The organism is Nostoc sp. PCC 9305, from assembly GCF_963920915.1.
Taxonomy (GTDB): domain Bacteria; phylum Cyanobacteriota; class Cyanobacteriia; order Cyanobacteriales; family Nostocaceae; genus Nostoc.
This window is the reverse complement of the sequence record NZ_CAWUDN010000011.1, coordinates 87,082-112,264: the sequence shown is the minus strand read 5'-3', so window position 1 is coordinate 112,264 and position 25,183 is coordinate 87,082. Positions and strand designations below refer to the sequence as shown.

Genomic DNA, 25,183 nt, shown 5'->3' with positions numbered 1-25,183 from the left:
GTTTTTGTGATCGCTCCTAATTATACTTTGTCGAGAGTGATAAAAGAGGGTTAAGTAGAATTAAGCGCAAGCGTTAGCACGGAAAACTCAACTGTGGTCATTTTTGTTGATGTCGATGACACTCTTGTTCGATCGGTTGGAACGAAACGAATTTCAATACCCAGTGTCATTGAAGTAGTTCGACAGTTAAAGGCGCAAGGAGCAGTACTATACTGCTGGAGCAGTGGAGGCAGTGATTATGCTCGTGCTTCAGCAAAAGAGTTTGGACTAGAGGATTGCTTCGTCGGTTATCTCCCAAAGCCAGAAGCAATGATTGACGATCAACCATTTCAGGCTTGGCGAAGCTTACGCCATGTGTATCCATTGCTAGCTAACAGTTTGCTCAGTGAGTAGGACTCTGGACGACTGTGATAGAGCGATCGCCTAGTTTGATAAGATGGTTGGCATAGTTGGAGCTTGAACGCAGCCGAACAACTGCGCTGCAATTGGTTCTCGCTATGTTCGTCGATTCGGCGATCGCCGGAATCGTCAACGCGGATTTGGAACCTCAGTTATGATTTAGACATGGAGTTTGAGTGGGATAAGTCAAAAGCAACAGCTAATCTAACAAAGCATGATGTCAGCTTTGAAGAAGCTAAGACCGTCTTTGATAATGTACTAGCAGTTATTTTTGATGATGAAGCTCACTCAGTGGGTGAGAAGCGAGAGATTATTATTGGGCACTCCCGAAACAATCGCTTGCTATTAATTTCTTTCACCGAACGTTCTAATACCATTCGCATTATCAGTGCCCGTTTAGCCACTCGAAGGGAGCGTGAAGATTATGAACAAAACGCCTTTTGAGGAGTCATACAATTCAGATGACGAGCTTCTAGCTGAGTACCACTTTGATTATAAAAAGGCGAAGCCCAACCGCTTCGCTGCGAAAAGTAGAAAGCAACTGCTAAAAGTTGTGGTTCTAGATGAAGATGTAGCTCAAGTTTTTACAACACCAGAATCGGTCAATAAGGTGCTAAGGGCACTAATTGAGTCAATGCCACAAGTCACAGATGGCGACACAGCCTAACATTATTTTGACTTTTAAATTTAAAAAATGTCCCGTTCTGGATACACTCTTCCCGTCTTTGCCTGCGCTGCTGCTGTTGCAGCTTTACACTGGTTACACGATCGAAAACCCCTAAGCATCGCCTCAGTAGATTTGATTGAACCCGCTCAAATCGCAGAAATCCCCATTGAACAGGTAGCCGGACTATCTGAGAATACAGCTTTAGCAATTACCCGCAGCGATCCCGGTGATAATCTCGATTTGACTAAAGATACACCGATTTGGGCATTGGTGGAATGGCGAGAACAGGGTGATGATGCTGTAATTATTAAAGGTGGCGAAGGGATTGGTAGGCAATTAAATGCTGATGACAAGCCGGCTATTTATGCTTACGCTCAAAGGCTGTTGCAAGAGAATTTGCAACGGATACTAGCACCGGGGGAAAAAATCACGCTGACGATTATTCTACCCGAAGGGCGATCGCTTGCTGTTAGAACTTCAAATTCTGCCTTTGGTGTGGTTGAAGGACTTTCTCTTTTAGGCACAACTGGCATTTCGCAACCCTTAAGTACACCCGATCAGCTTGCAGTTTTTCGGGCGGAATTACAAAATAAAGCCAGTCGTTTTGAGAGTTTAGTATTTTGTATCGGGGAGAATGGCCTAGATTTGGCGCGTAAACTAGGGATTAATCCCGATCAATTGGTCAAAACTGCTAACTGGCTCGGCCCAATGTTAGTAGAAGCTAATGTGCTGGGTGTAAAAGAAATCTTATTATTTGGCTATCACGGTAAGCTGATGAAGCTGGCTGGAGGGATTTTTCACACCCATCACTACTTGGCTGATGGACGGCGGGAAATTTTAGCAGCCCACTGTGCGATCGCAGGTTTAAAATTACTAGATATCCAAGCTGTATTTAACAGTGCAACTGCTGAAGCAGCACTAACACATCTAAAATCCCTAGATGCTGCAACTGGTAGTGATTGGGTAAATAAAGTTTACAGTGCGATCGCCGAAACTATCGATGTTCGTGCCCAAGAATACATCCAAAGCCATAGCGAAAGCGGCACAAAAGTAACAATCTGTGGCTCTATTCTCTTCGATCGCGATCGCAAAATTATCGTGAAGAGTAAAACTGCTGGTCTGTTGATGGGAAAATTATGTTAATTTATTATGAATAATCGTAAACAATCCAAAAAAATAATCCTTTAAGTAACCACTCTAGGGTAGATTTATCGTTTTAATACCATCTCCAACTCCGGGGTTTGACAAAGGCACGTAAACTAGCGTTTGTCAAGGCTTTCTATACCATTATCAGCCTATCCAGGCTGGATAATAGCATCACCATAGACCACAAAGCATCTATTTATCCTTAACAGATATAACACTTCCGTCATGAATACAGCGGTGACTCTACCAACAGAACAAGCGCCCCAAACATTAGAAACTTTTGGGCGGCTCGATCGCCAATTGATTGTAATTCTGGATTTTGGCTCTCAATATTCTGAGCTGATTGCCCGTCGCATCCGCGAAACTCAAGTATACTCCGAAGTTTTATCCTATCGCACTACTTCTGAACATTTGCGCCAACTCAATCCCAAGGGAATCATCCTCTCAGGTGGCCCAAGTTCAGTTTATGGTGATAACGCTCCCCATTGTGACCCAGAAATCTGGAATTTGGGAATACCCATTTTGGGTGTTTGCTATGGGATGCAGCTGATGGTAAACCAACTCGGCGGTGAGGTAGCAAAGGCCGATCGAGGTGAATACGGCAAAGCCTCATTATATATTGACGATCCCACAGATTTGCTTACTAATGTTGAAGATGGCACTACCATGTGGATGAGTCATGGAGACTCAGTAACTCAAATGCCATCGGGGTTTGAATTGCTAGCACATACAGAAAATACTCCTTGTGCTGCTATTGCTGACCACGAAAGGAAACTTTACGGCGTTCAGTTCCATCCAGAGGTGGTACATTCTGTTGGTGGTATAGCATTAATCCGCAATTTTGTCTACCATATCTGCGATTGCGAACCCACTTGGACAACAGCAGCTTTTGTCGAAGAAGCAATTCGAGAAATTCGCGCCAGAGTTGGTGAAAAGCGGGTGCTGTTGGCGCTGTCTGGTGGAGTGGATTCTTCTACCCTGGCTTTCTTGCTGTATAAAGCGATTGGCGAGCAACTGACTTGTGTGTTTATCGATCAAGGCTTTATGCGAAAATATGAGCCAGAGCGATTGGTAAAGCTGTTTCAAGAACAGTTTCACATTCCTGTTGAATATGTTAACGCCCGCGATCGCTTTTTGGCTAAAGTTGCTGGAATCACCGATCCTGAAGAAAAACGCCGCCGCATCGGACACGAATTTATCAGTGTATTTGAGGAAACATCCAAGCGCCTCGGCCACTTTGACTATCTAGCTCAAGGAACTCTTTATCCAGATGTGATCGAATCTGCTGACACCAATGTAGATCCCCAAAGTGGTGAGCGGGTAGCGGTGAAAATTAAGAGTCATCACAATGTTGGCGGTTTGCCCAAAGACCTAAGATTTAAATTGGTCGAACCACTACGGAAACTATTTAAAGATGAAGTCCGCAAACTTGGACGTTCCATTGGTTTACCAGAAGAAATTGTTCAACGGCAACCTTTTCCTGGTCCTGGTTTAGCAATTCGGATTCTGGGGGAAGTTACATCTGAGCGGTTAAATATTTTGCGCGATGCTGATTTGATTGTGCGGCAAGAAATTAACCAACGCGGTATGTATCATGATTTCTGGCAAGCATTTGCTGTATTGCTGCCAATTCGTAGTGTTGGCGTTATGGGAGATCAACGTACTTACGCTTACCCCATTGTTTTGCGCATTGTTACTAGTGAAGATGGCATGACTGCTGATTGGGCGAGAGTGCCTTATGATGTCCTGGAAGTGATTTCGACTCGAATTGTGAATGAGGTAAAAGGGGTGAATCGGGTAGTTTATGACATCACCTCTAAGCCACCTGGAACCATTGAATGGGAGTAATCAAGTTTTGAGTTGACTTAACTAAAAGCTCATTACTTTTTGCTATGCTTCAGATTACTTCCAGGAGTTTAGATTCACATACAGCAGTTTGCAAGTTAATAGTCAAGCATACAGCAGTTTGCAACTAAATGAGGTACAGAACCAAGAATTCACAAACCAAATTATTCTTCTGCTTCCTGCCTCCTGCCTCCTGCCTTCTGCCTCCTGCCTCCTGCCTCAAAACCAGTGACTTTGTACCTCATGCAAAAGAAAACTGCTGTATCACTTCTGACTCCTAATTACTGACGCATCTAGAGCGTCTTCGGCTCCGTTTCAATAAGCTTGAGTTAAAAGTTATTAGTGTAGATAATTGGTCTTTCACGACGCGATAAATCGTGTCTCTACATCTAAGTTTTGAGCTTATCTGAACTGTATTGATTTAAAAATGACAATGCCGACCTGACTCGTTTTAAGACTCGGCATTGTCTATTTTTTTTGGCTTTTTTCAAGCTTCATCAAAATCCAAACCTGTTAGTAATAAAGCAGTCAGTAGCTAGTAAAATTATTTTTTAACTTAAACTATTTGTTAAAGTTAATTTTTTAATGTAAAGGAATTTCAACACTAACATAATTTTATCCAGTCGATAATTATAAATGCCAGTGAATAATTAAGCATCAATTGGATGGTGACAAGACAAATTGAGTTATTTTCTAGGAAAATCGGCGCGATCGCAGTAAAATTACCAATGGTATGGTGATAAAGATAAAAAATAAGCAGCTCATTGGAAATACATTTCATTCGATCAACATTAATGGAGATGTTATGGAACCTGCTCTTCCCCTTGCTGGCTTAAACATCCTCGTAGTTGATGATGATGATGATAGCCGCTTTTACATTACTACTGTGTTGGAAGCTGATGGAGCCACCATTATGGCAGTTGCATCGGCAGCGGTAGCATTGAAAGTATTACCTGAGTTGCAACCAGATGTCTTGATTTGTGATATTGCTATGCCTGATGAAGATGGCTACACCCTTATCCGCAAGATCCGGGCACTGAAGCCCGATCTTTATGGAAAACTTCCGGCGATCGCTTTAACTGCTTATGGTGATAGCGAGTATCGTAGTCGTGCTTTGGAAGCGGGTTTTCAGACTCATGTACCTAAACCAGTCGATCCCGGAGAACTAGTTACGATCGTCGCAGAATTGGTTGCTTCTTATAAGAGTTAATACAAAGATGCAGTTATTTGTCGGTCGTTATTTGTTATTTTCCCTATCATATTTTTTAATCGAAGAAATTAAGGTTATAGAATATCACTTTTAGTAAGCTATTGGCTTGGGAAAAAAATGTTGGTAATAACACAATATACTTAATTTCAGGCTTGATCCCCCCTAACTCTCCTTTTTAATGAGGGAATTAAAGCAAGCCTTTTTAAGGGGAACCAGCATAGAATAGGGCATGATTTAGAATTTCTGAGACTACTTTGCTCCAGCTTCAAAGCTAATTTGCTCAGACTTATACGCTGGTGGCTCGACGTGAATTAAAATTCTCACGGGACGAAATCGTTCTTCTAATCGGCTTTCTACTTCTTCAGTTATGTGGTGGGCGGTTTCTACGTCTGATGCATCCACTATTAAATGCATTTCAATAAATACTTGACGACCAAGAACACCACGAGAAGCGATCGCATGACAGTTAATTACACCTGGAACAGAAGTAGCGATCGCATGTATTGCTTCTGGTGCGATCGCCATTCGATCCACAAGCCAAGGCAAATTCTCTTTTAAAACTGACCAGCCACTCCAAAATACCAACAAGGCGACAGGAAAAGCTAACACCAAATCCATCCATTGATAACCTAGCCAAACTCCTATCAAGCCACCAATTACAGAGATTGTCACCCAAATATCGCTCATGGTATGTGTCGCATCAGCGATGAGAATTGAGCTACCTACCCGCTTACCTACAGCACGTTCATAAAACGCCACAAAAATATTCACACCCAGCACAATTAGTAATAACCACAATTCCGGTGGCGATATTTTTATCGGTTCACCACCACCTTTGAGAATTCGTTCGATTGCTCCTTGCAGAATTTCAAAACAGGCTATTCCTAAAAACGAGGCAATTCCTAGAGCGCCTATTGCTTCAAACTTGCTGTGTCCGTAGGGATGTTCGCGATCGGGTTGTGGAGAAGAAAATTTACTCGCAACTAATCCTAAAACGTTGTTTGCGCTATCTGTCACACTATGCAAGGCATCAGCTAATAAACTCAAAGAACCTGTCCAATAGCCCACAACTGCTTTCAATCCCATTACAAACAGGTTGAGCAATAGGGTAATAATTAAAACCTTTCTTACTTCGGCGCGGTTATCGTAAATCATAGATAATTTATCACATCAAGTTCTATGACTTCTAATGTAGACCTCAAAATAGAAATAAACACAAATGAAGTGTATCAAAGTCTTACACAGTAAGAGCTAAGTCTCTCTATAGTCTCTATTTTTTAGATCGATTTGTTGAGATTCTTTTTAACTAACAACAGCTACAAGTTGGATAGGCATTAGTAATGGCTTTATAAATAACCGCGTATATTTAGCATTAATTTCAGTAATATTTTAATTAAATTTGTTATTAATACATCAACTCAGATCGTATCGAATTGTATTCAAAGATATTATGACGACCATCAGTGGTCTGTATTTACTCTAAATAACCGATCGGCTTAATGAGTGTTATTTACTGCCTGATAAGGATAAGTAAGCTCATGGTTTGTTCTGAAAATTGTCAAAATTTGAGGAGCGAAATCTGACAGTTTCCACCTCAGATGTCTATGTGATACCAAATAGGTCTTATCCTACTCAGGCCATGCTTGCAACGCTGTCTCCACAACCCGCAGGAGTTCTGTTCGGGTAGCTCCGGTTGCCGCCAGAACTGATATTCCACAATTGACCGTCACAACAAAGCTAGCGAGAGCAGCTGGATCTGAATCGGCTGGCAAGTCCCCTTCCGAAATCGCTTGCTCGAAACGCTTATGCAGAGAAGCTTCACTCGATTTTCGGCGTGCGGACAATTCCTGCCGGATCGGATCGCCTGGATCTCCGCATGAAAGCATGCCATGAACCCAGAGACATCCCGGTGGATTGTGCGGATCGGTTCCCAAGTCAACGACCCCGTACATCATCCTTTCGGCGACCTGGCGCGCAGTTGGCTCTTTGAGAGCTTCACGAAGATAGGCTGATGGCCCGTCGGCATAACGCTCCAGCACTTTCCGGAAGAGAGATTCTTTGTTCCCAAAGGCTGCGTAAAGGCTAGGACGATTAATGCCCATAGCCTCAGTCAGATCCGAGAGGGATGTGCCTAGATAGCCCTTGCGCCAGAACACATACATTGCACGATTGAGCGCGTCATCGGTATCGAACTCGCGGGGTCGGCCTATGGCCGCAGTGGTTTTTTCCTGTTTCATACTCATCAGTATAATAATTTCTTGACAGGCTTACCCCCATGCTTTATATCTATACCAGACGATACAAAACTTTAACGACAAAAGAATACTATGAGCAACAAAAAACTTACAGGTAAGGTGGCATTGGTAACAGGTGGCTCACGCGGTTTGGGGGCAGCGATCGCTAAACGTCTTGCACAGGATGGCGCAACTGTTGCCCTCACCTACACTAGTTCGCCGCAAAAAGCCGATGAGGTGGTGCTTGCGATCGAAACAGCAGGTGGGCAAGCTTTGGCTATCCGCGCCGACAGTGCCAATGCTGAAGCGGTGAAAAATGCTGTCACCGAGACTGTAAAAGCTTTTGGCCGTCTCGATATCCTCGTGAACAATGCGGGGATCGCCACCTTGGCCACTATCGACGAGTTCTCATTAGATGATTTTGACCGAATCATCGCGGTTAACATTAAGGGCGTGTTTGTGGCAACTCAAGAGGCTGTCCGCCATATCGGTGAGGGCGGACGGATCATTATGATTGGCAGCGTCAACAGTGATATCATGCCATTTGCGGGTGGTTCCGTTTACGCTTTGACCAAGGGTGCGATCGCTAGTTTTACGCGCGGTCTGGCCCGCGATCTCGGCCCTCGTGGCATCACAGTAAATAATATCCAACCCGGCCCTGTGAATACTGACATGAACCCAGCGGAGGGTTCCTTTGCCGACACGATGAGAAGTATGATTGCCCTCCAGCGCTATGGTCGGAGTGAAGAAGTCGCCGATATGGTTTCCTATCTTGCCAGTGCGGAAGCTGGCTTCGTCACTGGTGCAAGTCTGAAAATTGATGGCGGCTTCGCAGCCTGATTCGGCGGTAACAGAACGACCAGGTAATACTGTAATTGCAAATTGATGAGAACTTGCTACGTAGTAAGCACTTTAGTGCTTAACACAAGGACTAAAGTCCTTACTACAAACTTATTTACCCAGGAAAAATACTTGTCTTGACAGACTAACGAATTACGCCAAGCTGTACTGGGAACTATCAGAGTGGGATTCAGACCCCTTCTTCCGGTAATATAAGTACTTATCAAGAAGTTTTAATAAAAAAAATATGTCTTCAATTCCTCTAACATTGAACTTAATTGAAGGTTCAGTTTCCTTCAGTTTTTCACCCCAAGCAGCACGAGAATTAAAGGCAGCGACAGATCAACTGATGGAACGCCTAAAAGCGATCGCCGCTAAACCCACTCCTGGCGGTGGTAGAGTCACTCCCCAGCCTCCCTTGGAATATCGTTATACGGGTGAAGTATTTTTAGAAGTTTTTTGTAATCCTAATATCTGGCCAACGCCTTTCGCAGCCAAAGTTTTGCTGACTGTCCGCAATGTCAACATTCGCTTGACTACTGAAGCTGAACTTACTCGCATCATTGAAGACATTAATCAATATTTAGAGCAAGTAGGATAATAGTTCATCCGATTTTTCTGGGCTTTGCAAGATTTTTTCAGAAAAAATAGTATAAAAATTTTGGATTTTGCGAAAGTTGAGCCAGTTGCTTGCGGAGGTTCCCTGTATTGTCGCAACTGGTGACGGTTAGCCCGACTTAGCAAACTTTTCAAGGCTGATTTTAGCTTTTAACAGCAAGCAGACAATCACTTCCCTCAAGTAAGGGATGCAATAAATTGCGGGTCAAATGTGAAGTTCCTACACTTCTATTGGATCGATGTAGGAACTTCGCAGAATCTATATACTAAACTCAAGCCGTGACACCAGATGTACAGAACAAATGGTTTTGATGCCTTCTTTAACTTGAAAAGTTGTATAAGTTCAGACTCAAATGCTTCTGTATTAATCAAAAACGCAAGATTCTGTATAGGGCAATGCTCATTCAAAACTAGAGATTATCCCTCAGATTGAGCGTTGAATCTTTGATGGTGACATCCACACATCAAAAACAAACTCCCAATCCCAAACCGGAAATTAAACATTGATTAGTCGTTGTCCCACTGTTCGCGACCAATTAGGTCGCCAATGCGATCGCGTAACAAAAAGTCACATTTCTCTAATTCACATTCAACGCAAACCCACTCTCTCGCTGGAATGTATTGGCAGAGGCTATATATTGGCTGTTGTCGGCTAACCATTCCCTTTTGCACCAGTCGGCGTGCTTCGTCTTGAATCACATCTAGAGAGTAGTAATTGATAGAAGGCACCGTATTCACACTCATGTTTTTTACTCACAAATTAACACTTACGATAGTGTTCCCGTTAATAATTAGGAACAAACATTACAGAAATTAGACTTGTGGCTAGGATTTTGTAGTTTGCTATACGGAACTATTTTTATTTTGACGCTACATCTCCTGAAATTATCTCAAGAAATGTTAAGAAAGTCAACGAATCCTGACATTTCTCGATAATCCGCTTTACAAAAAAAATTCCAAGTAGTTAACTTAACCTGCTTATGTAGCTGTATGACTTTGATGCCACAAGTCTGAAAGTCTTGCCATTACTGTATTTAGGCAAGATTTAGTGGGTGGGAAGGGTTTATATCGCGATCGCTTACATATCAAATAATCACCTTAAAAGCTGGATCTATAACTGCGGGTATTCATCTAAGGTAAACAACACAATAATATTTGTCAGTTACCGGGGTATAAACTGTTGCAAAACATAACGGACAAAGTATACTACGAAGGCTTAAACCATAGCATCTGTTAACAATTTCTTAAGTAAGCCTGTAATTTCTTAGTTAATTTCAGCACTAACACCATCAAATTTTCTTTTGCAAAACATCTGTAAAAGGGTCGAGTAATACTCTAATTCGTAATCAGGACACACATAAACAGGAGTCAGAATTTCAGAATTAGTGAATATTCCACCCATAAAGGAATGGAGTTCTAGCAAGAAAGAATGTTTAAACCTTGTTTTGCCTAGAAGAAAATAAGTGTCTTGCTGAATTGGGTTATGTTCACATTAAAACAGACGCGATCTAGTCACGTCTGTAAACTGTTTGGCGGATTTGCTGAGATTAATTGTTCTGAAGTTACATTGTTGTTTTAGTTACTTATTCGGAGAATTCTTCATCATTTTGAACAGTGCTGTCTTCTGCTGCTACTAGATTTTCTGGCGGGCGATCGTGGTTAAGTTGGTTTAGTAGTGCTAATACTTTATTACCGCGTTCTATAGACCGATCTTCGAGAAATATTACCTCTGGTGTACGACGTAGCCGTACCCGCGCCCCCAGTTCGCTGCGGACGTAACCTGTGGCCGACTTTAAGCCTGCCATTGTTTCTACCTTAGCTTCATCTGTTCCATAGATGCTGACGTAGATTTTGGCGTGTTGCAGATCGCCGGAAACATCAACATCAGTCACACTGACCATTCCAGTACCCACACGGTCATCCTTAATTCCGTTAAGCAGCATTTGGCTAACTTCCCGTTTGATCAGTTCAGCAACGCGGGAAACCCGACGATTTGTAGCCATAAAAATTTCGCCTCATCACAGAGGTTGTACGACAAAAATAGATGCAGGGTAGACGGGGTACTTAGCGGGAGCAACGCCAAAAGTAACCGTCTGTGGGGCATAGCCCCGATATAACGCTAGTCTAGATTGGACTCAAGCCCAGCATTGCCCGTAGGGTGAAAGTAAGAAAGACTAAGCTGCTCACAAATAACCCCAAGATAGCGATCGAGGTGATAGGGCGTTTCAACAATGGCATTAATGGCGCAAAGGTGTTCAGAAACAAGCCTAAGACGATCGTAATTAAGTATCGGGGGTAGCGAAAGACGTTATCCCAAAATCCGTCAAACATCTGAATGTAAACTGCCTTGTTATATACTTACGTTTGTTTTGATATGCTTTATCTACTCAATTGTAATATATGCGGCTGGAAAATTAGTCAGTTAATCTAAAATTTGGCTAGTCGGTTATATTGGCTTTATTTAGTCATAATTATTTTCAGTTAAATTGTAAGTAAATGGTAATTCAAGTCTCGAAGGAAACTAGCCCGCGTCCATTTTTGAAGTGGGCGGGGGGTAAAAGTCGGTTAATACAGCAATATATTCCTTATTTTCCCAAGAGTTATAAAAATTACTATGAGCCATTTTTAGGTGGTGGTGCTGTTTTTTTCTATCTCCAACCAAGTGCAGCCATTTTAACTGATATTAATGCCGAATTAATTAACACTTATTGTTGTGTTAGAGATCGGGTTGAGGATTTAATTTCTCTATTAAAAGAGCATAAAAGCCGACATGATAAAGATTATTACTATAGTGTCAGAAACGATTATAGTGGTACTGATATAGAAAAAGCGGCTCGTCTAATTTATCTTAATAAGACTTGTTTTAATGGTCTTTATCGAGTCAACTCACAGGGAAAATTCAATGTGCCATTAGGCAGATATGACAATCCCAATATTTGTCATGAAAATTTGCTGAGAGTAGCCTCCGAAGCACTTTCCTATGCAGAAATTAAACAAGCAGATTTTACAGAAGTCCTAAATCATGCGACTAGCAGTGATGACTTTGTATTTTTTGATCCGCCCTACCATCCTATCAGTGATACTAGCTATTTCACTGCTTATAGTCAAAATTGTTTTAGTCAAAAAGACCAAGAACTTTTAAGAGATACTTGTGCAGAGTTAGCAAGTCGTGGTGTCAAAGTTATGGTATGCAATTCTGATAGTGAATTTATTAGACAAATTTATACTGATATCAATTTTGGAACCTACGAAATTAAAGCAGCGCGTTCAATTAACTCAAACATAAAAAATAGAGGCGTTATTAACGAACTATTAATTACATCTTTGTTTTAAAGATTTTTATTTGCCCAAGCAATGAATCTATCTAAGCTATAAACTGCTAATAAATTATGGTTATCATTAACTCTTGCTTTCAGCCATTTGCTTGCGCCTTCTCGCATACCTTCACCGCCTAAAATTACGATAGTTGGTGCTGGATAATAGTGCTGAATATTCATGTTCAAGTAAGGAAACTTTTCATCAACTGAGCCAGGGCTTTCTTGCCATTTGCACTCAAAAATTAAACCAGATGGCATCGCAGATGAGCCGACAACATAAAAATCAACCTTCAGATAGGTCTGATAAATTCCAGTTCCAATATAAACTTCTTTGCCATAACGTTTTGGCAATAAAGTAGCATTTAGTATAAATTCTTTTTGCACATAGTTCCCTACTTGGAAATAATGATGCCCATACAAGATTGCTTCTACATTTGCTTCTAAAATATTCCCAGACTTATTTGCCCGTCCGCCTTGAGTCAGAGCCATCTTCAATCCCTCTGCCAAAAGTCCCACTTATTATAGGATTTCACAGAAGCAGTAAAAAAGGTTCAGTTGCTTAATATGAATTTTTGATTTTGACTAAATAAGGTTTGATTAATGGATAAAAAATCCGAACTTGTTGGTATTTTTGTACTAAACAAATACAAATGTATTAATAATTTTGAGTAAGGGCGAGTTAGTAATTTAGATAATAGTTATTTGCATAAGGGGGTGGGGAATTGAGAGGGGAAATTTAAACGCAAAGGGCGCGGAGGGAAGCGCAGAGGCACGCAGAGAATTCGCTACGAATTTATGAAATGTTGCACTTAGTATAAGGTAATTCGCGCTTTTCGTGCCGATGATAAGGTTTGATAATGTCATTTGACCTTAGCTTCAACCTGTCTGAGCTTCAGTATGACCGTTGCGGATAGACCATGCTATTTCTAAAAGTTGAGTCCAGCGCTTTTGCAGCTGTTTGGGGGTGCATTTGATGGTCTTGGCGATCGCAACGTCGTTTTCCCGTGCAGTTTTTAACTGTAATATTTGCTGTTGCTGTTCTGTGAGTTGATTTACAAAGATTTCCCACTGCTGGGAAGATAAACCCAATTTTTGCTCTAAACCTGCACCTAACCATTGATGTACTAATTGCCAATGGTGTTGCTTGGCAAACTTTTCGACGTGGTATTTAAAGCGCTGTTGGAGATAGTCGCGCTGACGGCTAGTTAAACCGAGAATTTGGTCAATTTCTGGGGCTGAAAGGTCTTGAAGTTTCAAGCTGAGGTAGTTCATACAATCAGATTGACCTTGAGACTCCAGGTATTTCATCAATTCAGTGATGACGCGATCGCGTTCTGATTCTTCAGATGGATCGAAATTAGTTTGGGCAATCATTTGCGATCGCAGCTGTTGCACCGCCGAGTTACGCTGGTAAGATTCTGCTTCTTCACCCTTAGCAGACTCTACCGCCATTTCAATATCCACGGTCGTTTCTTGGGGCTGACGACGAGCAAAACCTTGGGCCCGCAAGATAATCAATTGCTGATTTGCACCACCAGGTAAATTGATCCGGCGTTTGGCATACTGCTCTGTAAAAGCCATGTATTCAGCTAATTGCAGCTGAGTACGCGGCGTGTGATTCTCTGGTAATTCGTTTTCTCTACGGAAAGCTTTAATCGCTTCGATATAAAATGCTTGTAAAAAATCTTCAATCAGGCTGTAACGAGCATCAAAGCCCAACTCCGAACCAGACATAGTTACATGGCGGTAAACCATAGCACCCAAATTGCTATGTAATTCCACCCGCCCTTGTTTGGAACCTAGTTGGTAGTAACGTAAGCATTTTTGCATCCGATGCCTTCCCAAAGTCATCTGCCAGGATTTGATTTCCCCAGATGTTTGAATGCGGGAGCTTTTATCGCAAATGCGTTCTACTTCTACGGCTATGCGCTTTGCTAAAGCTTCTACACACTTGGGTGCTGCTTTCACTTGCGCTTGCATTTCCTCAGACAGCAATTGAATCAAGCGATCGCTGCTGCTATTTGAAAATTCTTCTGTCGAAACGTGGTTCTCAAAAATTGGTGTAGAGTTTGGTAGATTGACGACGTTAGCTTTCATAACTTTTCCAGTAGTATTGCACCGTAATTACAACGCAGACACAGCAATCAAGGCTGTCCAAGGTTTGTGAATCTTTAGGCATTCATCCATCAAGACTTGCCGTATATAATGCTCACATCTAAAGCTCATATATCAAAACTATAGGAAATACGAAAGAGTTACAGTTATGGCAATGTGTCGGTTTTCTTCACAAGCCACCATCTCAACGCTGGCACACGAGTACCCGCCATTTTCTTAAAGTTGTCAAATACCTTACTGTGCCAAGTTTTGCCACCATCCTCTTATATCCACTGTTTCACCGAACAGCTCATCCTAGACATCGCTTTTAAATATGACAATTTTAAAACTGGAGTTGTTTTTATCGCAATTTCCGAAACGGAGAGGTGCGCCTGTGAAGTGGGATTTTTATACCCATGCTGCTGCTGTTTCCCAACCTAAACCCCTCCGTATAATTGCTGCTTCGTCTCCGGTCATATCCAAGATGGTGGATACTTCAAATGTAGGTTCCTCGCCAGTATCTACAATTATGTCTACCAACTTGTCCAAACGATCGAATAGCTCTACCCGCGACTGAATCGTTTCAGGATCTATCCGAATCATGCCATTATCTGCTTCATCTGGTGGCAGATGTGCTGAAGTTGAAATAATCGGATTACCTAATGCTGCCAGCAACTCCAAACATACAGTATGGTTTGGTACTCTAATTCCAGTTGTTTTCCGCTTGGGGCTTTGCACCAATCGCGGTACTAACTTCGTAGCTGGGAGCAAAAACGTGTATGGCCCTGGAATCAGTCGTTTCATAATCCGATAGGCTGTGTCACTTACGAAGGCATAAGTTGCCACATTTGAAAGTGAGGGACATAAAAATGTCAATGGTTTATCGTTTGCTAGCTGTTTAATTTGCCGCACTCGTTCTACCGCCGACTTAGCATTCAAATCACAACCGATGGCATAGACTGTATCAGTAGGGTAAAGCATGACTGCGCCACTAGAGAGTGCCGACTTTATTTCCTCTATTCGGCGAATTTGAGGATTATCCGGATGAACTGGGAAAATTTTTGCCATAACTCGGTGAGTGGGGATTGGGGAGCAGGGGAAGAAGAACTATTAATTATTGATCAATTCTCAATGCCCCATGACTAATGACTAATGACTAATGACAAATGACAAATGACTAATAACTAATGACAAATTTATTATGAATAAAATCGCTTATCTTCAATGTCCGACAGGAATTTCTGGTGATATGTGCCTGGGTGCTTTGGTAAGTTTGGGTGTTCCTGTGGAGTATTTAATTGAAAAACTTAATGGGTTGGGTATTGAACAGGAATATCAGTTAAGGGCAGAATTTGTCCAACGGAATGGTCAACAGGCAACTAAAGTCCATGTGGATTTAGTACACGATCGCCATCACCACCATCACCACGATGGCGAACACAGTCACCATCACACACGCCACTTGCCAGAAATAGAGCAGATGATTCTCAAAGCGGGTTTGCCATCACGGGCAGAAGCTTGGAGTTTGGCGGTATTCCGACAGCTAGCGGTGGCAGAAGGAGCGGTGCATGGTATTGCACCTGAAAAAGTTCATTTTCATGAGGTGGGTGCTATAGATGCGATCGTAGATATTGTGGGTACTTGCCTGGGGTTGGATTGGTTGGGGATTGAGAGCAACCAGGAAGGATTGCCCCTACTTTACTGCTCGGCGTTTCCGACTGGTGGCGGCACTGTTCGGGCTGCACATGGTCAGATGGCAGTACCAGTCCCAGCGGTATTAAAGTTGTGGGAAATGCGGGGTTGTCCAGTTTATAGCAATGGCATTGACAAAGAATTAGTAACACCAACAGGAGCCGCGATCGCCACTACTTTGGCAAGAGATTTTGGTTCACCACCTGCGATCGCCATCAAGCAGATAGGATTGGGAGCAGGAACCATAAATTTACCCATTCCCAATATTTTACGCCTCTGGTTGGGTGAAAGCGCAAGTTTGCAGTCAAATTTCAGTGATTCTGAAGAAACTAGCTCAAATTTGGAAACCATCTCGGTATTAGAAACCCAAATTGATGATTTGAATCCACAAGCTATTGGCTATACGTTTGAGGCGTTGTTTGCGGCAGGTGCGCTGGATGTTTTTACCCAAGCGATCGGTATGAAAAAGTCGCGTCCGGGGATTTTGCTGACTGTGATTTGTCATCCAGAAAATTTACTCAGTTGTGAAGCCGTTATCTTCCGCGAAACTACAACTTTAGGCATTCGGCGCACAACTCAGCAACGCGCCATTTTACAACGGGAAATTCAACAAGTGGAAACGGAATATGGCAAAGTGCGCGTCAAGGTAGCATGGAAAGGACAATCAACAGAAAAAGTTATTGCAAATGTGCAGCCAGAATATGAAGATTGTGCAGACTTAGCCCGAAAACATAATATTCCCTGGCGCGAAATTCAGCGGTTGGCGCTACAGCGTTGGTATTTAGTCAATCCCTGATCCCAATTCCTCGTTCCCAGTCGGAGACTGGGAATGCCATCCAAAAGGCTCCGCCTTCCCTCACACATCAATCAACTCTATCTGTAATAAACCTATTTGCCCCATGTAACTGCGGCAACTAGAATACCTCCAATGCGCGGGATCATCCACATAACCACGCCTAACTGGATTGTTGTGAATATAATCTAACTTTTGTCTAAACATCTCCTCATCTAGAATCAAGTGCGGATGAAAACCTTCTTGCCAAAGCTGATATTGTTGTTTTGTCTTATGTTTTAATTTATAAAGATCAAGCTGGTTGAGTATGTAGTTAGAATTATTTTTCTCAAGTAAGTCAATAATACAGCGAGCCGTGAACGATTTAAAATTTCCTATTTCTTTAGATAAACTGGCGGCAGAGGCAATTAGATGGAGATGATTTTCCATAATCACGTAACCATACAAGGTTAAGCGCTGCTGACGTTGCAGAAAATTGAGGGAATCTAAAATAATTTGTGTAAATTCAATTTTGCCGAATAGTGGTATCCAATTTATAACTGTGCAGGTGAGGAAGTGCGGCTGGGTTCCTAGTACGTGGTAGCGGCTGCGTCCCATGATGTTATTTGAATTAGAGGCGGAGCCTCTAAGATGGCATTCCCAGTCGGAGACTGGGAACGAGGAATTTGACTAAGTTAGAGCTTTCATCAAATATTGTGTCAATGTAAACGCATCTACACCTAATTCGGTACGCTCTTGGGCTGCTAATATACCTGCTTGCGAATGCCACCATGCAGCAGTTGCCACAATATCTTCTACGGGAATCTGTTTAGTTGCTGCTTGCGCTAACAATCCACCCAGTAGCCCAGTTAACACGTCGCCACTACCACCACGCGCCAAGGCGGGTGTGCTTTCAGGAACAATCCAAACAGCACATTGAGGGTTTGCGATCGCAGTTCTTGCCCCTTTCAACAACACTATCGCCTCACTTTGGGCGGCAGCTTCTTGTACTGCTTTCACTTTGTCATGTTTGGCATCGGCGACATCAGGAAACAATCGTTCAAATTCGCCAGTGTGGGGTGTGAGTACGGTTACTGCTTGGCGTTTTTTTAATGTGGCGATCGCTCCCATTTGTGCCAAGATATTTAAACCATCGGCATCGAGAAGCAAAGGGCGATTGCTGTCGATCGCTTCTTGCACAATAGGCGTAGCATCTCGTGTTAAACCGGGGCCACAAGCGATCGCATTAAAGGAACTTAGATCGGTGTTTTCTGGTAGTTGTAGGTGGGCGATGGCTCCACTTTCCGTCTCTGGGCAACCGACAATTAGCGCTTCTGGTAAGTGTGACACCAAAAGAGATTTCAAGGATTCGGGTACGGCAATCGAAAGCATCCCGACACCACTAGCCCTAGCACCCAAACCAGTTAAAATTGCCCCACCTGCATAGCGCCGCGAACCGCAAATCAGCAGTAAATGTCCTTCCTTATATTTGTGAGTAACTGCTGGACGGGGTAAAGGTAAAGTAGCAAGTGCTTTTGCTCGTGTAATAAGTTTAATTTTAGGTGTATCTTTGAGAACAGCTTCCACATCAGCTAAAGGAATATCAAAATCGATTAACTCAGCTTTACCAAGATATTCCAACGCTCGATCTTGGAAGAAAGCGAGTTTCCATAAACCTAAGCAAAATGTGTGAGTGGCGCGAATGGCAGTTCCTAATACTTCGCCTGTGTCGGTGTGTAAACCTGAAGGTAAATCGATACTATAAATCGGTATAGATAATTCATTTAGCTGATTAATTGCAGAGGCAATGGGATCGATCGGGTTTCTTTCTAAACCAAATCCAAACAAGCCATCAATCAACAAATCAGAATTTGGCAGTTGCTCAATTGTTTGATAAATTGGAATGCCCAAACTCTGGGCATATTGCAAGTGCAGCGAAGTTAATTCTTTAAGCTTAGAAAAAGGAGAATAAATCCAAACCTCATACCCGCGAAAGTATAATTCACGGGCTACGACTAAAGCGTCGCCACCATTATGACCGGGGCCGACAAGAATTCCCACACGAGACCCCCTTAACAAAGGGGTGTTTGAAAAAATCTCTGGAATGCGACGAGCAATTAATCCCGCCACCTTTTCCATCAAAGCAACTACAGGCATTCCCACTGCAAAGATCCGCTTTTCAATATCGCGCATCTGCCCAGCAGTCACTACCACTTGCGAAATTTGTTCTTGCCTATCTTGCATCAGTCCTGAGTGGTGAGTTATGAGTTTCAGGGTAACTGAAAGTTTAGCAAAATTGACTCATATTCCACTCAAAAAAGTTACAAACCGATTTCCACGTCTTCAAGGATGCCGAGTGCGTCAGGGACGAGGACAGCTGCGGAGTAGTAAGCGGTGACGAGGTAGGAGATAATGGCCTTTTCGCTGATGCCCATGAATCGGACGGACAAACTGGGTTGATATTCGTCCGGGATACCAGTTTGATGTAAGCCAATCACGCCCTGATCTTTCTCACCAGTGCGGAGTACAAGGATAGAACTGGTCTGGTTCTTAGTAATCGGAATCTTGTTACAGGGAAAAATCGGTACATTGCGCCACGTGATTATTTTGCTCCCATCCATGTCGATGGTGTCTGGATAGATGCCTCGACGGTTGCACTGGCGACCAAAGGCTGCAATAGTGCGGGGATGAGCCAAGAAGAACCTCGACTTCCGCCGACGGGTGACTAATTCATCAAGGTCATCGGGAGTGGGGGGGCCACTGCGGGTGTAGATGCGCTGTTTGAGATCGGCGTTGTGCAACAATCCAAATTCGCGGTTGTTGATCAACTCGTATTCTTGACGTTCCCGCAATGCCTCAATCGTCAGCCGCAATTGTTCTTCCGTCTGGTTGTATGGTTGATTGTACAGATCCGCAACGCGAGTATTCACTCGCAACATAGTCTGAGCAATGCTTAACTGATATTCGCGGGGTGAAAGTTCGTAGTCAACAAATGTTCCCGGTAATGTCGTCTCAGTGCTATGACTGGTTGACAACGCGATCGCAGCTTCTCCATACTTGTTTTGTGGAAGTTCTGCACGAGTCCTAAATTGCTCAAGTTGAGCCTGCAACGCCTGGGACTGGTTGAGCAGTTCCCGAAATGCCTGTTGTGGTAGCGCCAATACCGTGCATCGGGTCACAGCCTTGACTGTGAACTTCCAATTGCTTTCTGACTCCACCAAAACGCGATCGCCAAAATAATCACCGTCAGCTAGCATATCCAATAGAGGCTGCTCGTCATACTTACCAATACCAATCTTGTTTACCTTGCCATGTGCGATCAAGAAAAGCTGATTGGCTGGCTGACCTGACTGGACTATGATATCCCCAGGTGCGAACTCCTGCTGAATAAACCGACTTGCCAACGCCCTTAGCATCTCGATGTCGTCAAACCCTCGCAGCAAGGGCAACTCACCAAGTTCCTGGGGAATCACCTGCACCTCGGCTCCGGTGTTGGAGAAACTCAACCGCCCATCACCTACTGTATAAGTTAACCGACGGTTCAGCCGATAAGTGCCACCCTTCGTCTGCACCCACGGCAACATCTTCAATAACCACCGCGAGGTAATTTCCTGTGTCTGCGGTGCAGATTTGGTGGTCGTGGACAAAGTACGCGCAGCATCTTTACTCAAACTCAGTTGAGGTTGTCCACCCTCAACATTTAAATTTGATTCAATAAAATCCGTCATCACCCCATCCTCTAATTACTAATAAAAGTGCCATTCAGTGCCAATACGGTTCGGTTCAGGTTTTTTGATGAAAATTCTAGATCCAAAGACGCGATAAATCGCCGTCTCTACAAGGATCAATCTTTTGTAGAGACGGCGATTTATCGCGTCTCTTGCCTTAATCAAACCGTATTGCATTCAGCGCTGAGTGCTGAGTTCCATTAGCGGATAGCTAAGGTTGAGCCAGTGCTGAGTTAAAAGACCGCCCACTTTCTTGTAGGGGATCAAAAGTCAGCCCTAATTTTTACTCACTCAACACTCCTGATATTTAGCGCCCAATTTCAACATCTTCAAGGATGCCAAGTGCGTCAGGAGTGAGGACGGCTGCGGAGTAATAAGCAGTCACGAGGTAGGAGATGATTGCCTTTTCGCTGATGCCCATGAATCGAACAGACAAACTGGGTTGGTATTCATCAGGGATACCAGTTTGATGTAAGCCGATTACCCCTTGTTTTTCTACACCAGTGCGGAGCAAAAGGATAGAACTGGTGCGGTTATTGGTGATGGGGATCTTATTGGAAGGAAAGATAGGTACGCCGCGCCAAGATGTAACTTGAACGCCGTTTACATCTACGCTTTGTGGATACAGACCCAGGCGGTTAGCCTCACGACCAAAAGCAGCGATCGTGCGGGGGTGAGCCAGGAAGAATCCCGGCTCCTTCCATACCGTCGCTAACAGTTCGTCGAGATCGTCAGGGGTGGGTGCGCCACTACTGCTGTAGATACGCTGTTTGAGGTCGGCGTTGTGCAGCAACCCGAATTCGCGGTTGTTGAGCAACTCGTGTTCTTGACGTTCCCGCAATGCCTCGATAGTCAGACGCAGTTGTTCTTCTGTCTGGTTGTACGGTTCGTTGTACAGATCGGCTACCCGCGTACTTACTCGTAACACCGTTTGAGCAATGCTCAACTCATATTCTCTGGGTGTGAGTTCGTAATCAGCGAAGGTTCCCGGCAACTCAGCCTCTTGGGGATGATCGGCTGCTAGCTCAATGGCAGCTTCACCTTGGGCAGTTTGTGGCTGGTTCAGGCGGGTGCGGAACTGTTCAACATGAGTTCCCAACGCTTCGGACTGAGCGATCGCTCTTTCAAAAGCCGCTTGGGGTAGCGACAAAACGATGGTTCTGGTAATCGCCTTCAGGGTGTACTGCCAAGTATCCTCGGACTGCACCACAGTTTCATCGCCGAAATGGTCGCCGTCAGCTAGCACATCGAAGACAATCTGCTCGCCATACTTGCCAACACCAATTTTGTTTACCTTGCCACGAGCAATTAGAATCACGCGATCGGCAGGCTGGCCCAGTTCAACGATGACATCATCTGGAGCATACTCCTGCTGAACAAACTGGTTTGCCAACCCGGTCAACACGTCAAGGTTGTTAAACCCTCGCAGCAAGGGCAACTCAGTCAGTTCCAAAGGAATCACCTGCACCGTTGCTCCGGTGTTGGTGAAAGTCACCCGTCCATCACCCACGGAATAACTCAACCGACGGTTGACTCGATAAGTACCACCTTTTGTCTGTACCCACGGCAACAACTTCAACAACCACCGGGATGTAATTTCCTGGGTTTGCGGTGCAGATTTGGCTGTTGTCGCCAAATTACGCGCCGCTGCTGTACTCAAGGTTAACTGGGGCTGCTGATCTTCCAAATTGGGATCGTTAGAATACGTCACAACTTAATCCTCCACTTTAATTAGTTACTAAAAAAACCGATCTCACGCGATCGCATACTGACCTGGAACTAACTCGCCGACAAAAAAAATCTGACCTTAAACCCTCACCGATCCAATACGCCTAGCTGAAGTACCCAGCCCTCTGGGCCCGCTAAGTAGCCGCCCTGCTAACGAATTACGCAATTCAAATTCCTTATAGCGGTCTACCGTTATATGCCACTTGAGGACGCCACACATCCACTGCTCTAGTTTCTTGACGTATCCGAGCAGTTTCTCGCGGGTACTTGCATCCAGGTCGAAATCATCGAAAAGACCTGGCAGTTCGGTGGCGACGATGTGTTGAAACTGGAGCGCCCGAGCGGTCATCAGGTTGTTGACGACCTCAACGGCCTGCGGCAAATCGCAGTTGAGGAAATTCTGAACGACCAGCACGCAGTTATGGATTTCGCCCTCGAATTCGATTTCTTTCTGATAGGAGAAGATATCGTTGGTAAAACAGGCGAAGTCGGCGGCGGAATTATCGAGCGATCGCATCGTTCGGGTGCGGTAAATTTCCTGCGGGATCTCGCTCCCCTGAGCCAGTCGGGACAGACTCATCGTCAGATCAGAGCCAAAGGTCTTACGGCGCATTTCAATATAATCTATCGGGTCGGGAATCCGATTTTGGATCTGGTTGGCGAGTTCCCACACCCAGCTGTCAGTCATATCCTGGATTGCGCGGCGGAACTGAGTCCGTGCGTTTGCGGACATGGGGCCAGCTGTACGAGACCAAATATCTGCCAAGCCGGCTTCCACCGGATTAGTCGGAACCTCGCTGGGGGTAGAGTCATCCAGAGGCATAAACGCCGACAGTCGGGCATTGAACACTTTCGCACCAGCCATATTGCGGTTATTCCCGTAGAGTGCTGGGAAGTAATCGTCGGCATAGGTTCCCCAAACAAGCCAGCACGCTGTCAGATTCAGCTCAGGGCCAGATCCATTCGGATGGATCAACGCACCGCATAGGGCTACGTCCGCAACATCAAACTTGTGGTCATCCCAGATGACGGCATCAGGAATCCCAGGTAGTGATTCCAGCATCCCCATCTCGCGCGCCCATTCCTTGGAATGCTTCCGCGCAGCATTCAAATGGGGATTCAAGCTTGTAGTGAAGGGCATGTAAAACTTCGGCAGTGTTACTGGCCCGACAGCCTGGTATGGAACGTGAGTAAAGCTCTTGAACCTTCCCAAACCCAAGGCGGCGTATAGCGATTCAATCCGCGCCGCCGATGTGCCTAGCCCTGTGGGGCCTCCCAGAAATGGCGTGGATGTCGAAGAATTGTTTCCTCCCTTGTTCATATAACGGCTCGATCGCATGTGCCACTCGTGACCGCCTGATTGCCAGTCCTGAAGTCCTTTGATGTAAAGGAGAACGTTCACACGAGCCACTGGGTCTAGTCCGTACTCCTCAAAGAGGGGGGGCAACTCGGTGACGGCAGTGTTATCAAACTGGTATAACCGCGAAGTTAACAGTTCGTTGGTAAGGTTAGCCGCCTCCTGAGTACTGACATTTAAAAAGCGCTCCAAGACCAGCACGCAGTTAGCGTTCTCGCCTTCATCCTCTACTTCTCTCTGGTAGGAGAATAAATCATTGCGAAGATGCACTCCATCGGCAAATGTGTCTTTGAGGATACGCATTGGCCGAGTCGAGGCGATTTCGGCCGGAATCTCTATAAACACGGCGTGTTCGATGAGATCCGCTGACCACGGAGCGCCACCAACTTTGCGGCGCATTTCGATGTATTCGATGGGGTTGGCGACTCGATCTTGGTTGATATTGGCGAGTTCCCACAGAGACTCTTCTAAGAGGTTCTTGGTACTCTCGAAGAATCGAAGTCGCCAGTCCACAGATTTAGTAAAGGCAGTACGAGACCACAGGTCAGCCAAGCCGCGCTCTACTGGGTTGGTCGGAACCGAAGGGGTATCAGTGGGATGCACTGGCATAAACGCTGGCAATCGGTCAAGGTACTCCTTTGCCCCCACCATGTCTTGGGTGCGCTTATAGATTTCCAGGAAGTGATCGTCGAAGAAGAACACCCAAACATACCAGTCGGTTACTAAGTCAAGCTCCGCTCCCGGCGCATCTGGATGGGTATAAGAGCAAAGCAAGGCGTAGTCGTGCGAATCAAATGTATGTTCATCCCAGATAACCGAGCTTTGCGCTTCCTCTTCTGAGCCAAGTATCCCCATCTCGTAGGCCCACGCTTTGGAATGGACTCGTGCCGCTTCCAGGTTTGGGTTCAGCCGTGCGGGCCAAGGCGTGTAAAATTCTGGCAGTTCAAAGGGTTGCATGATCTGCGCTAAACCTCCTCTGGGGTCTTCTTGCTATCTTTGTTTCGTGGCCGATCTGAGCATTGTTGCAGTTCACAAGTATCATCACTACCCAGCTAGATCCCCACATCTGGTTTGCTTGTGGTGGCTCGTTTCAAGGCGATAATATTAAGATGCTCATAATCTAAATAATGAGCTATGTACGTTTTATTTGAAGTTGTTGGCAAATAAATTTTTAATACTGGATCGTGGTGCTCTCATAATTTTTCATAGTTGTAAATAAAAAGCAATCCGTACATTGAAACCGTTAAGCAAATAGTTAAATCAAAAATTGAAAAATTAGAAGACAGTTAAGACAGTTAAGACAGTTAAGCAGATAATTAAATCAAAAATTGAAGAATTAGGAGACAGTTAAGACAGTTAAGCAGATAGTTAAAAGATTTAAGATCGTTATTAAAGAAAAAATACTAATTGTTAATTTTTTGCAACTAATATCCATTAAGGCATCACTGTTCCAAAGCCAAAAAATTACGCATTTGCCTGAAACCACGTCAGGATAAGCATTTATTCCTTATAGCAACTCAAAAATGTTTGCGACAG

At 44.2% G+C, this 25,183-nt stretch carries 23 protein-coding genes; 10 read left to right on the top strand and 13 right to left on the bottom strand.

From position 1 onward, the window contains the following. Nucleotides 1-93 precede the first annotated feature (93 nt). From ACM0OX_RS06645 to ACM0OX_RS06620, 6 genes are all read left to right on the top strand, one after another. The gene (locus ACM0OX_RS06645; protein ID WP_414514085.1) at nt 94-393 is read left to right on the top strand and encodes a DUF705 domain-containing protein; all 300 of its coding nucleotides are present in this window, start codon (nt 94-96) and stop codon (nt 391-393) included. Between the two features lie 63 nt (nt 394-456). Next, nucleotides 457-843 (top strand): BrnT family toxin, encoded by a 387-nt coding sequence (locus ACM0OX_RS06640; RefSeq protein ID WP_414514083.1) that lies wholly within the window; start codon nt 457-459, stop codon nt 841-843. Further along, a complete protein-coding gene (locus ACM0OX_RS06635) occupies nt 824-1,066 on the top strand; it encodes a hypothetical protein (RefSeq protein ID WP_300415970.1) in 243 nt (80 codons plus the stop codon). The genes ACM0OX_RS06640 and ACM0OX_RS06635 overlap by 20 nt, the downstream gene beginning before the upstream one ends. Nucleotides 1,067-1,093: 27 nt before the next feature. Next, nucleotides 1,094-2,209: a cobalt-precorrin-5B (C(1))-methyltransferase CbiD gene (gene cbiD, locus ACM0OX_RS06630; RefSeq protein WP_414514080.1), complete on the top strand. Its 1,116-nt coding sequence runs from the start codon at nt 1,094-1,096 to the stop codon at nt 2,207-2,209. Between the two features lie 228 nt (nt 2,210-2,437). Beyond that, entirely contained in the window at nt 2,438-4,060 is a 1,623-nt protein-coding gene (gene guaA / locus ACM0OX_RS06625) for a glutamine-hydrolyzing GMP synthase (RefSeq protein ID WP_414514078.1), read from the top strand. A gap of 802 nt (nt 4,061-4,862) precedes the next feature. Further along, on the top strand, nt 4,863-5,267 hold the full coding sequence (locus ACM0OX_RS06620; RefSeq protein WP_414514077.1) for a response regulator: 405 nt from the start codon (nt 4,863-4,865) through the stop codon (nt 5,265-5,267). Nucleotides 5,268-5,516: 249 nt separating this feature from the next. Here the strand turns inward: ACM0OX_RS06620 and ACM0OX_RS06615 are convergent, their stop codons facing one another. Next, the gene (locus ACM0OX_RS06615; protein ID WP_414514075.1) at nt 5,517-6,422 is read right to left on the bottom strand and encodes a cation diffusion facilitator family transporter; all 906 of its coding nucleotides are present in this window, start codon (nt 6,420-6,422) and stop codon (nt 5,517-5,519) included. Between the two features lie 473 nt (nt 6,423-6,895). Next, a complete protein-coding gene (locus ACM0OX_RS06610) occupies nt 6,896-7,429 on the bottom strand; it encodes a TetR/AcrR family transcriptional regulator (protein ID WP_414514093.1) in 534 nt (177 codons plus the stop codon). Nucleotides 7,430-7,594: 165 nt separating this feature from the next. Here ACM0OX_RS06610 and ACM0OX_RS06605 point away from each other — a divergent pair, with 165 nt between their 5' ends. Together ACM0OX_RS06605 and ACM0OX_RS06600 are read left to right on the top strand one after the other, a co-directional pair. Further along, a complete protein-coding gene (locus ACM0OX_RS06605; RefSeq protein WP_334841023.1) occupies nt 7,595-8,341 on the top strand; it encodes a 3-oxoacyl-ACP reductase family protein in 747 nt (248 codons plus the stop codon). A gap of 247 nt (nt 8,342-8,588) precedes the next feature. Continuing rightward, on the top strand, nt 8,589-8,942 hold the full coding sequence (locus tag ACM0OX_RS06600) for a hypothetical protein (RefSeq protein ID WP_289797408.1): 354 nt from the start codon (nt 8,589-8,591) through the stop codon (nt 8,940-8,942). Nucleotides 8,943-9,466: 524 nt separating this feature from the next. Here the strand turns inward: ACM0OX_RS06600 and ACM0OX_RS06595 are convergent. The 3 genes from ACM0OX_RS06595 to ACM0OX_RS06585 all read right to left on the bottom strand — a co-directional run bounded on the left by ACM0OX_RS06595 (nt 9,467) and on the right by ACM0OX_RS06585 (nt 11,290). After that, nucleotides 9,467-9,703 (bottom strand): DUF4327 family protein, encoded by a 237-nt coding sequence (locus ACM0OX_RS06595; protein ID WP_094347157.1) that lies wholly within the window; start codon nt 9,701-9,703, stop codon nt 9,467-9,469. 839 nt (nt 9,704-10,542) lie between these two features. Next, on the bottom strand, nt 10,543-10,962 hold the full coding sequence (gene rbfA / locus ACM0OX_RS06590; RefSeq protein ID WP_414514072.1) for a 30S ribosome-binding factor RbfA: 420 nt from the start codon (nt 10,960-10,962) through the stop codon (nt 10,543-10,545). Nucleotides 10,963-11,083: 121 nt separating this feature from the next. Then, on the bottom strand, nt 11,084-11,290 hold the full coding sequence (locus tag ACM0OX_RS06585; protein WP_334841026.1) for a DUF751 family protein: 207 nt from the start codon (nt 11,288-11,290) through the stop codon (nt 11,084-11,086). A 165-nt stretch (nt 11,291-11,455) separates the two neighbouring features. Between ACM0OX_RS06585 and ACM0OX_RS06580 the strand changes: the two genes are divergently transcribed. Continuing rightward, nucleotides 11,456-12,292: a DNA adenine methylase gene (locus tag ACM0OX_RS06580; RefSeq protein WP_414514069.1), complete on the top strand. Its 837-nt coding sequence runs from the start codon at nt 11,456-11,458 to the stop codon at nt 12,290-12,292. On the opposite strand, the gene ACM0OX_RS06575 is transcribed toward ACM0OX_RS06580, so the two are convergent. The 3 genes from ACM0OX_RS06575 to ACM0OX_RS06565 all read right to left on the bottom strand — a co-directional run bounded on the left by ACM0OX_RS06575 (nt 12,289) and on the right by ACM0OX_RS06565 (nt 15,438). Next, the gene (locus ACM0OX_RS06575; RefSeq protein ID WP_335181444.1) at nt 12,289-12,765 is read right to left on the bottom strand and encodes a PD-(D/E)XK nuclease superfamily protein; all 477 of its coding nucleotides are present in this window, start codon (nt 12,763-12,765) and stop codon (nt 12,289-12,291) included. The two genes, ACM0OX_RS06580 and ACM0OX_RS06575, sit on opposite strands and share 4 nt — an antisense overlap. 387 nt (nt 12,766-13,152) lie before the next feature. Then, a complete protein-coding gene (locus ACM0OX_RS06570) occupies nt 13,153-14,373 on the bottom strand; it encodes a HetZ-related protein (RefSeq protein WP_414514067.1) in 1,221 nt (406 codons plus the stop codon). A gap of 405 nt (nt 14,374-14,778) precedes the next feature. After that, complete coding sequence (locus ACM0OX_RS06565; protein ID WP_322694998.1) at nt 14,779-15,438, bottom strand: L-threonylcarbamoyladenylate synthase; 660 nt, start codon at nt 15,436-15,438, stop codon at nt 14,779-14,781. 133 nt (nt 15,439-15,571) lie between these two features. Here ACM0OX_RS06565 and larC point away from each other — a divergent pair, with 133 nt between their 5' ends. After that, entirely contained in the window at nt 15,572-16,858 is a 1,287-nt protein-coding gene (gene larC, locus ACM0OX_RS06560; protein ID WP_414514065.1) for a nickel pincer cofactor biosynthesis protein LarC, read from the top strand. Between the two features lie 60 nt (nt 16,859-16,918). Here larC and ACM0OX_RS06555 read toward each other — a convergent pair whose 3' ends face one another. The 5 genes from ACM0OX_RS06555 to ACM0OX_RS06535 form a co-directional block, all read right to left on the bottom strand. Further along, nucleotides 16,919-17,452: an REP-associated tyrosine transposase gene (locus tag ACM0OX_RS06555; RefSeq protein WP_414514063.1), complete on the bottom strand. Its 534-nt coding sequence runs from the start codon at nt 17,450-17,452 to the stop codon at nt 16,919-16,921. Nucleotides 17,453-17,524: 72 nt separating this feature from the next. Next, the gene (locus tag ACM0OX_RS06550) at nt 17,525-19,078 is read right to left on the bottom strand and encodes an NAD(P)H-hydrate dehydratase (RefSeq protein WP_414514061.1); all 1,554 of its coding nucleotides are present in this window, start codon (nt 19,076-19,078) and stop codon (nt 17,525-17,527) included. 77 nt (nt 19,079-19,155) lie between these two features. Then, a complete protein-coding gene (locus tag ACM0OX_RS06545) occupies nt 19,156-20,562 on the bottom strand; it encodes a family 2B encapsulin nanocompartment shell protein (RefSeq protein ID WP_414514059.1) in 1,407 nt (468 codons plus the stop codon). A 307-nt stretch (nt 20,563-20,869) separates the two neighbouring features. Beyond that, on the bottom strand, nt 20,870-22,273 hold the full coding sequence (locus ACM0OX_RS06540) for a family 2B encapsulin nanocompartment shell protein (protein ID WP_414514057.1): 1,404 nt from the start codon (nt 22,271-22,273) through the stop codon (nt 20,870-20,872). A gap of 96 nt (nt 22,274-22,369) precedes the next feature. Next, nucleotides 22,370-24,604, bottom strand: a complete 2,235-nt coding sequence (locus ACM0OX_RS06535; RefSeq protein WP_414514055.1) for a family 2 encapsulin nanocompartment cargo protein terpene cyclase — start codon at nt 24,602-24,604, stop codon at nt 22,370-22,372. Nucleotides 24,605-25,183: the final 579 nt, after the last annotated feature.

Bases quoted from the DNA above. Each gene is read 5' to 3' on its own strand.
- ACM0OX_RS06550 (WP_414514061.1), bottom strand. From the start codon at position 19,078: ATGCAAGATAGGCAAGAACAAATTTCGCAAGTGGTAGTGACTGCTGGG.
- guaA (WP_414514078.1), top strand. From the start codon at position 2,438: ATGAATACAGCGGTGACTCTACCAACAGAACAAGCGCCCCAAACATTA.
- cbiD (WP_414514080.1), top strand. From the start codon at position 1,094: ATGTCCCGTTCTGGATACACTCTTCCCGTCTTTGCCTGCGCTGCTGCT.
- ACM0OX_RS06600 (WP_289797408.1), top strand. From the start codon at position 8,589: ATGTCTTCAATTCCTCTAACATTGAACTTAATTGAAGGTTCAGTTTCC.
- rbfA (WP_414514072.1), bottom strand. From the start codon at position 10,962: ATGGCTACAAATCGTCGGGTTTCCCGCGTTGCTGAACTGATCAAACGG.
- ACM0OX_RS06610 (WP_414514093.1), bottom strand. From the start codon at position 7,429: ATGTATGTGTTCTGGCGCAAGGGCTATCTAGGCACATCCCTCTCGGAT.
- ACM0OX_RS06595 (WP_094347157.1), bottom strand. From the start codon at position 9,703: ATGAGTGTGAATACGGTGCCTTCTATCAATTACTACTCTCTAGATGTG.
- ACM0OX_RS06565 (WP_322694998.1), bottom strand. From the start codon at position 15,438: ATGGCAAAAATTTTCCCAGTTCATCCGGATAATCCTCAAATTCGCCGA.
- ACM0OX_RS06575 (WP_335181444.1), bottom strand. From the start codon at position 12,765: ATGGCTCTGACTCAAGGCGGACGGGCAAATAAGTCTGGGAATATTTTA.
- ACM0OX_RS06605 (WP_334841023.1), top strand. From the start codon at position 7,595: ATGAGCAACAAAAAACTTACAGGTAAGGTGGCATTGGTAACAGGTGGC.
- ACM0OX_RS06585 (WP_334841026.1), bottom strand. From the start codon at position 11,290: ATGTTTGACGGATTTTGGGATAACGTCTTTCGCTACCCCCGATACTTA.
- ACM0OX_RS06555 (WP_414514063.1), bottom strand. From the start codon at position 17,452: ATGGGACGCAGCCGCTACCACGTACTAGGAACCCAGCCGCACTTCCTC.
- ACM0OX_RS06615 (WP_414514075.1), bottom strand. From the start codon at position 6,422: ATGATTTACGATAACCGCGCCGAAGTAAGAAAGGTTTTAATTATTACC.
- ACM0OX_RS06635 (WP_300415970.1), top strand. From the start codon at position 824: ATGAACAAAACGCCTTTTGAGGAGTCATACAATTCAGATGACGAGCTT.
- ACM0OX_RS06620 (WP_414514077.1), top strand. From the start codon at position 4,863: ATGGAACCTGCTCTTCCCCTTGCTGGCTTAAACATCCTCGTAGTTGAT.
- ACM0OX_RS06545 (WP_414514059.1), bottom strand. From the start codon at position 20,562: ATGACGGATTTTATTGAATCAAATTTAAATGTTGAGGGTGGACAACCT.
- ACM0OX_RS06580 (WP_414514069.1), top strand. From the start codon at position 11,456: ATGGTAATTCAAGTCTCGAAGGAAACTAGCCCGCGTCCATTTTTGAAG.
- larC (WP_414514065.1), top strand. From the start codon at position 15,572: ATGAATAAAATCGCTTATCTTCAATGTCCGACAGGAATTTCTGGTGAT.
- ACM0OX_RS06535 (WP_414514055.1), bottom strand. From the start codon at position 24,604: ATGCAACCCTTTGAACTGCCAGAATTTTACACGCCTTGGCCCGCACGG.
- ACM0OX_RS06570 (WP_414514067.1), bottom strand. From the start codon at position 14,373: ATGAAAGCTAACGTCGTCAATCTACCAAACTCTACACCAATTTTTGAG.